The sequence below is a fragment of the Dietzia timorensis genome (assembly GCF_020742175.1).
GTDB classification, from domain to species: domain Bacteria; phylum Actinomycetota; class Actinomycetes; order Mycobacteriales; family Mycobacteriaceae; genus Dietzia; species Dietzia timorensis_A.
Window position 1 is genome coordinate 1 of record NZ_DYXM01000133.1, and the last position, 5,203, is coordinate 5,203.

5 protein-coding genes are annotated in these 5,203 nt (G+C 64.5%); 4 read left to right on the forward strand and 1 reads right to left on the reverse strand.

The features are described from left to right. The coding region (locus K8V11_RS07185) for an ABC transporter permease (RefSeq protein WP_303912082.1) at positions 1-1,336 on the forward strand (1,336 nt) is incomplete at its 5' end. A gap of 10 nt (positions 1,337-1,346) precedes the next feature. Here K8V11_RS07185 and K8V11_RS07190 read toward each other — a convergent pair. Further along, positions 1,347-1,802 carry a PH domain-containing protein gene (locus K8V11_RS07190; RefSeq protein WP_303912084.1) on the reverse strand — a complete coding sequence of 152 codons (456 nt, stop codon included), beginning with the start codon at positions 1,800-1,802 and terminating at the stop codon, positions 1,347-1,349. Between the two features lie 407 nt (positions 1,803-2,209). Between K8V11_RS07190 and K8V11_RS07195 the strand changes: the two genes are divergently transcribed. The 3 genes from K8V11_RS07195 to K8V11_RS07205 form a co-directional block, all read left to right on the forward strand. After that, positions 2,210-4,129, forward strand: coding sequence for an acetolactate synthase large subunit (locus tag K8V11_RS07195; RefSeq protein ID WP_303912085.1), 1,920 nt, complete (start codon positions 2,210-2,212; stop codon positions 4,127-4,129). Beyond that, positions 4,129-4,632, forward strand: coding sequence for an acetolactate synthase small subunit (gene ilvN, locus K8V11_RS07200; protein WP_303912086.1), 504 nt, complete (start codon positions 4,129-4,131; stop codon positions 4,630-4,632). The genes K8V11_RS07195 and ilvN overlap by 1 nt, the downstream gene beginning before the upstream one ends. 69 nt (positions 4,633-4,701) lie before the next feature. Then, the coding region (locus K8V11_RS07205; protein WP_303912088.1) for an NAD(P)-binding domain-containing protein at positions 4,702-5,203 on the forward strand (502 nt) is incomplete at its 3' end.

Below are 5,203 nucleotides of genomic sequence, written 5' to 3' on the forward strand. Positions count from 1 at the left end.
CCTCGAGGTCGGGGATCAGATCGTCGGCGGGATGATGGACCAGAACGATTTCTCGGAAGTCTATATGCGCGTCGTCGACAAGGAGACGGCCGAGAAGGGGATGGACGACGCCGAGTTCTACGGCATGGTCGAGTTTCCTGCGGACCTGTCCGAGCGCATCGGCGACCTCGTGACCTCCACCGCAGGCGGCGAGGGAGCCGACCGGGCGGCGGAGCGCGCGGACATCAACGTCTATTCGGCGCCCAGATCATCGGTGACGTCTTCGCAGGTCATGAACACCCTCGCCGGTGTCCTCGTGGACACGGTGCCGCAGCAGGTGGGGGAGCAGGTTCTCGACAACGGCCGATTGCTCGCCGAGGCCGAACAGGTCGAGTTGTCCCCGACGGCGGCCGCAGCCCTCGCCGATCCCGTGTCGATCAACCAGCTCACCTATCACGCACTCGATGGCGGCGTGACCAACCCGAGCTTCCCGCTGTTCGTCGCGCTCGTGATGATTCTTGCCGGCTTCACCGGCGCGATGGTCGTGTCCCAGATGATCGACTCGCGTCTCGGCTTTATCCCGCTGGATATCGGCCCCTTTGTGCACCTCGCGCCGCTGGGCACGCACCCGCGCAGACGTGTGCTCATCCGCAAGTGGGTGGTCACGATCATCATCAGCCCCATCATCAGCGTGCTCATCGCGGGGATAGCGCATTGGATAGGCGTATCCGCGTTCCCATTCTGGAATCTCGTGCTGTTCTCGACGCTGTGTATCTTGTCCGTCGGCTTCGCCTCGCATGCCACGATCGCGATCTTCGGCAACGCAGGGCTGCTCATCAACCTGTTGGTGTTCGTCGTTTTCGGTATCCCCACCTCGGGCGGCGCAATTCCGAGCGAAATGCTGCCCCGCTGGTTCGAACCGATCGGCCAGGTCGAACCCATGCACGCGGCGGTGCGCGCCACACGCGCGATGTTGTTCACCGACAGTCCTTGGTCCTCGGGACTCGGGCACGCCTCTGTGGTCCTCGGCGTCTGGCTAGTCCTCGCAGTCATCTTCGGATACGCCGTGGCCTCCTATTACGACAAGCGAGGGTATGTGCGCGAACCCAACCGTTTCGCGCTGCCGCCGCTCATTGCGCGCGCCCTGGGCGAGGACAACCGTTCAGACGAGGACGACGCCGCGACGCGTGACGGGGACGCCGCCGCGGCCGATGCCGACGGATCCTCTTCTGAGGCCTCAGGTGAGACGAAGGCGACCGTGGGCTCCCACAAGGAAGTGCCCGCGGAAGACGCGTGGGAAGACGCGCGCGAACACCACGGCGACGAGTGGGACGGATCGCCGGGGGAGCACCCGTAGGGCGGGACCGTTAGTTTTCGGAATCCTCGTTGTTCACCGGCGCGTAGAACGGGTCGGGGATCCGGCCGCGGCTCACCTCTGCCAGACGCGGCAGGTCGTTGAACCCGACGGCGCTCATGCGGATGAACTCGTCCGACGTCGTCACCAGCTGGGCGCTGCCGCGTTTAGGGAAGTTGAGGCCCTTGATGCTGTCCCAGGGGACGTGCGTGCGCCATCGCCAGGTGCTGATCTGCACTCCGTCGTCATCCACCCTGGTCCAACTACGAGCGACCCACCACGCGTAGCCGATAGGCAGGACGAGGAACACCCAGCCCCACCGAGGGGCGTAGTAGATCGGCGCGATCATGGCGATCGCGAAAATCCCCAGCGCGATATAGGCGAGCGGCGTGACCCGGAAGAGCCTGCGGTCCTTCGGCTCGGCCTCGACCTCTGGGGGGCGGAATCGTGACGGCGGTTTCTCGCTCATGCCCAATAGTGTCCCAGGTCGGCGCGGTGCCCCGCGCTCCGCCCCTACGAGCCCCACGTATGACGTCGGACGCCACATCCCGCAATGTGGACGCGCCCGCTCACAAGTTGACGGAGCGAGGCGCGCGGGAATATGGTTAACGCCATGACCACACTGATTGGACTCGTACTTAGCTCGCGCGTCGGCGCCTGAGCTTCGCCAAGAGTTCAGTTCACAGTCGACGCGCCCTCGCACAGCAACCGCTGTGACGAGGGTTTTTTGTTGCCCCGGGTTCGATTCGACCGCGACCCGGTGTCGGAGGATGCGGGGCACGTCGGAATAATCGACACGTGAACGGCAGATCAGTTGCGGCCAGCGTAGAAGCGTGACTTTCACATCAGCATCGAGCACACCAAGGATTGACTAAAGTGAGCGCACCAGCGGCACAGCCGACTCCGGGTTCAACGCCCGGCGCCGGCGCAAAGCGTGAGACGAGTAGGCGCAACGCGCCAGAGCGGATGACGGGCGCCCAGGCGATCGTACGGTCTCTCGAGGAGATCGGCGCGGACGTCGTCTTCGGCATTCCCGGAGGCGCCATCCTCCCGGCATACGATCCGCTCTACGACTCCGAGAAGGTCCGCCACGTACTTGTACGTCACGAGCAGGGCGCAGGACACGCCGCCACCGGGTATGCACAGGCGACGGGTCGCGTCGGCGTGTGCATGGCGACGTCGGGGCCGGGCGCCACGAACCTTGTGACCCCACTTGCGGACGCCGCGATGGACTCGGTTCCGATCGTCGCGATCACCGGCCAGGTCGGTCAGAGCCTGATCGGCACCGACGCCTTCCAGGAGGCGGACATCTCGGGCATCACTATGCCGGTGACCAAGCACAACTTCCTCGTGTCCAAGGGCGAGGACGTTCCGCGCATTCTCGCCGAGGCTTTCCACATCGCAGCGTCGGGCCGCCCAGGACCGGTGCTCGTCGACATTCCCAAGGACGTGCTGCAGAACGAGATGGTCTTCTCGTGGCCGCCGGAGATGCGCCTGCCCGGATACCGTCCGGTCACCAAGCCGCACGGCAAGCAGATCCGCGAGGCCGCGCGGATGATCTCGGCCGCGTCGAAGCCGGTGCTCTACGTCGGTGGCGGCGCCATCAAGGCGAACGCCTCGGCGGAGCTCGTAGAACTCGCCGAACTCACCGGGATCCCCGTCGTTACGACGCTCATGGGCCGCGGCGCGTTTCCGGATTCGCACAAGCTCCACTACGGAATGCCCGGAATGCACGGCTCGGTGTCCGCGGTAGGTGCGCTGCAGGAATCCGATCTGCTCATCGCGCTCGGCGCGCGCTTCGATGACCGTGTCACAGGCAAGCTCGATTCCTTTGCACAGCACGCGAAGGTCATCCACGCGGATATCGACCCTGCCGAGATCGGGAAGAACCGCGAAGCCGACGTGCCGATCGTCGGCGATTGCCGTGAGGTCATCTCCGAGCTTTCCGAGGCGATCAGGGAGTTCCGCAGCGGCCAGCCCGCGCCGGACCTGAGCCCGTGGATCACCGAACTCGACCGTCTTCGCGACACCTACCCCCTCGGTTACGGGCGGCAGAGCGACGGCTCTCTGTCGCCGGAGTACGTCATCGAGCGCCTCGGCGCGCTCGCCGGCCCCGACGCGATCTACTGCGCCGGCGTTGGTCAGCACCAGATGTGGGCGGCACAGTTCGTCAAATACGAAAAGCCCCGTACCTGGCTGAACTCCGGGGGACTCGGCACCATGGGCTACTCGGTGCCGGCTGCCATGGGTGCCAAGATGGGCATGCCCGACTCCGAGGTGTGGTCGGTCGACGGCGACGGCTGCTTCCAGATGACCAACCAGGAGCTCGCCACCTGCGCGATCGAGAACATCCCGATCAAGGTCGCCCTGATCAATAACGGCAACCTCGGCATGGTGCGCCAGTGGCAGACCCTGTTCTACGAGAAGCGCTACTCGCAGACGGACCTGTCCACGCACTCCCTGCGGATCCCGGACTTCGTCAAGCTCTCCGAGGCACTGGGTTGCACGTCGATCCGCGTGGAGAAGGCCGAGGAGGTCGACGACGCGATCAAGAAGGCACGTGAAATCAACGACCGTCCTGTCGTGATCGAGTTCGTCGTCGGCGCAGACGCACAGGTATGGCCGATGGTGGCTGCAGGAACGTCGAATTCGGAGATCATGGCGGCGCACGATATCCGCCCGCTCTTCGACGATGAGGATTCGGCGGCGGACGAGCCTGCCGATATCCACGAACAGATGAACGAGGTGGACGCCGCAGTTGTTGCTGAGTCCGGCGAGAATGCAGGAGATAAGTGATGACGAAGAACCACACCCTCAGCGTCCTCGTGGAAGACAAGCCCGGCGTTCTCGCACGCGTGTCGAGCCTGTTCTCGAGGCGAGGATTCAACATCACCTCGCTGGCCGTCGGACCTACCGAGACCGACGGCCTCTCGCGAATGACGATCGTCGTGGCCGTCGACGAGATCCGTCTGGAACAGATCACCAAACAGCTCAACAAGCTGATCAACGTGATCAAGATCGTCGAGCAGGAGCCCGCATCCTCCGTCGCGCGCGAGCTGGTACTAGTGAAGGTGCGGGCGGACTCCGCCACGCGCAGCCAGATCATCGAGGTTGCCGAACTCTTCCGTGCGCGCGTCGTCGACGTCTCGCCGGAATCTGTCGTTCTCGAGGCGACGGGCACTCCCGACAAGCTGGCCGCGATCTTGCGCATGCTCGACGAATACGGGATTCGCGAGATCGTGCAGTCGGGCATGGTGGCGTTGGGGCGCGGACCCAAGGCCATCGCGACCACCCGCTGATCCCCGAAGGGTATCTTTACCCGATAAGCGTTCTTCCAACCGAAAAATACACCTAGGAGAAATTCATCCATGGCTATTGAAACGTTCTACGACGATGACGCCGATCTCGCCCTTATCCAGGGCCGCAAGGTCGCGGTCATCGGATACGGCTCGCAGGGCCACGCCCACTCGCTGTCGCTCCGCGACTCCGGCGTGGACGTCGTTATCGGTCTTCGTGAGGGCTCGAAGTCCCGCGAGAAGGCCGAAGAGGCCGGCCTCAAGGTGATGAACAACGCCGAGGCCGCCGAGTGGGCCGACGTGATCATGTTGCTCGCCCCCGACACCTCCCAGGCGAAGATCTTCACCGAGGACATCGAGCCGAACCTCAAGGACGGCGACGCGATCTTCTTCGGTCACGGCCTGAATATCCACTTCGACCTCATCAAGCCGGCCGAGAACATCACCGTCGGAATGGTGGCGCCGAAGGGACCGGGACACCTCGTGCGCCGTCAGTTCGTCGATGGCAAGGGCGTGCCCTGCCTCATCGCCGTCGAGCAGGACCCGAAGGGCGAGGGTCAGGCGCTCGCGCTCT

What these genes read in the sequence shown, in the direction of transcription:
- ilvN (WP_303912086.1), top strand. Translation starts at nt 4,129, where the DNA reads ATGACGAAGAACCACACCCTCAGCGTCCTCGTGGAAGACAAGCCCGGC.
- K8V11_RS07190 (WP_303912084.1), bottom strand. Translation starts at nt 1,802, where the DNA reads ATGAGCGAGAAACCGCCGTCACGATTCCGCCCCCCAGAGGTCGAGGCC.